The organism is Acinetobacter endophylla (assembly GCF_053543775.1).
In genome coordinates this window covers 1-1,559 of the sequence record NZ_JBLVOM010000202.1, presented here as the reverse complement: position 1 = coordinate 1,559, position 1,559 = coordinate 1, and the positions used below count along the sequence as shown (strand labels likewise).

Genomic DNA, 1,559 nt, shown 5'->3' with positions numbered 1-1,559 from the left:
TTTCATTTCTGGCCTTTCTCTGGTCATTTATCATTAAAGAGCCCACGACAGCACCTACCGCACAGAAACAGCTCGAACCCTTATGGCCAATATTCAAACGCCCAGTGGTGTATAGCTTTTTCCTGATTGAATTGATTCTGCTATTTTCACACGCGCCATTTTATAGTTTTTATAGCAATTATCTCAGTCAGGCGGGATTTAGCACCAGTCAGATCGGGCTGCTCTGGTCAGTCGGGGTCATTGCGGAAATAATCATGTTTGCCTATGCGACGTTCTTTCTGACACGGTGGTCATGGCGTCATCTGGTCACGCTATGCTTGTTAATGACAGGATTAAGATGGTTCATCGTCGGAGTCTTTCCTGCTTCATTTATGGCACAGTTTTTTGCTCAAACGATTCACGCTTTAAGTTTTGGTTTATTTCATATGATTGCGATGCGAGTGATTTTCCAGAATTTTTCTGCAGGGCAGCAAGGACGTGGACAAGCGCTATATAGCACGATGTGGGGCGTTGGCGTGGCGAGTGGCAGTATTCTGGCTGGGCATTATTGGGATCAAGTCGGCGGCACATCTATTTTTATCGCTGCTGCAGTATCGACTTTGCTTGGCTTGTTACTGATTTTCGGATTGCCAAATAAAGTCGAACTGCAAAAACAGGCTTGAAAATATCATCTCAGTATTAAATACGGATTTTGGCGTATTGCCCAAACCACGGTTGTGCCTGTTCCAATTGGGCTGCCAGTTGTAATAGCAGATCCTCACGGGCAAACGGCGCAATAAACTGTGAACCGAGCGGCAGGTTTTGTTCATTCCAGTACAGTGGTACAGACATCGCTGGGAGTCCGGTAATATTGGCCAACTGGGTAAAAGGCACCCATTTTAGATTTTCTTTCACAATCTGGTCGACCAGTTTACCTTGCGCCAGCAAATGTGCTTTATTTAGTTTCAATAAAGCTTTAAGAATCGGTTTCTGCCAGTTTGGTGTTTTGACCTCACCATTTTTTGGCGCCACTGTCGCCGTTGCAGGCGTCAGGTACAGATCATAATTATCAAAGAAATGATTCATCTGGGTCACGTACTGGCCCCAGTTATTCAGGTTCTGGATATAATCAATCGCGCTGGTTTTGGCCCCAAAAGCCGCCAGCGCTAAAGAGTCCAGTTCAAAATCATTCGATTTGGACGGATAGCCTTTCTGGATTTCATCCAGCATAAATGAAAACTGGCTAAACCAGGTGGTAATAAAATCCTTGGCCAGTTGCATGCCATCAATGGCTGGACGGTCTTCGACCACTTCATGGCCCAAAGATTCTAGCAATTTGGCTGTTTGTTCAATGGCTTTAATGGCATCCTGCGAAACAGGTGTGCCAATCGTAGAATAAGTGCTAAACGCAATTTTCAGTTTTTTTGGCGGTTGCTGAATCACATCCAGATAATGATGCTGTGGACGCTGAATCTTAAACAGTGAACTATGATCTTCACCATGGGTGGCATCCAGCATTGCAGCACTATCCCGTACCGTTTTGGTCAGTACATGCTGAATCGCGGCGCCATGCATGGCTT

General features: G+C 45.3%; 2 protein-coding genes. One reads left to right on the top strand and one right to left on the bottom strand.

What is annotated here, in order from left to right:
* The coding region (locus tag ACNPNW_RS06315; protein ID WP_448766757.1) for an MFS transporter at positions 1–662 on the top strand (662 nt) is incomplete at its 5' end.
* A gap of 16 nt (positions 663–678) precedes the next feature.
* On the opposite strand, the gene ACNPNW_RS06310 is transcribed toward ACNPNW_RS06315, so the two are convergent.
* Positions 679–1,559, bottom strand: an 881-nt coding sequence (locus ACNPNW_RS06310; protein ID WP_448766756.1) for an amidase family protein, incomplete at its 5' end; no start/stop codon positions are given.